Source organism: Ensifer sp. 2TAB8, from assembly GCF_052115125.1.
Lineage (GTDB): Bacteria > Pseudomonadota > Alphaproteobacteria > Rhizobiales > Rhizobiaceae > Ensifer.
In genome coordinates, this window is sequence record NZ_JBFRGB010000099.1 from 1 (window position 1) to 356 (window position 356).

Genomic DNA, 356 nt, shown 5'->3' on the forward strand with positions numbered 1-356 from the left:
GCCATGCGCGATCCGATCGCGACACCGGAGCCGGAGGCAAAGCCGACCATGTCGCCGGACTGGATATGATCGGAGACCGACTTCATCTTGCCGAGATCGTCGGCACGGATGCCGCGCACCAGCGCGCCGGTCGAGCTGTCGCCAACGCCCTGGGCCAGAACCTGGCCCTCCACCAGCGGGATCGCCATGGTGACGCCCTTGACGCCGGAGAACTTGGTCGCCAGCTCCGCGTAGTTGTTGAGCGGCCCGTCGATCGGCTGGACGATCATGTGCCCGTTGATGCCGAGAATGCGGGAAATCAGCTCGGTACGGAAGCCGTTCATCACGGCCATGACGATGATCAGCGTCGCGACGCC

Annotated in this window: 1 pseudogene; it reads right to left on the reverse strand. The window is 65.2% G+C overall.

Features of this window, described 5'->3' with window-relative positions:
- Nucleotides 1–356, reverse strand: a pseudogene (locus AB4Z53_RS35520) (lipoprotein-releasing system transmembrane subunit LolC); the annotation flags it as partial.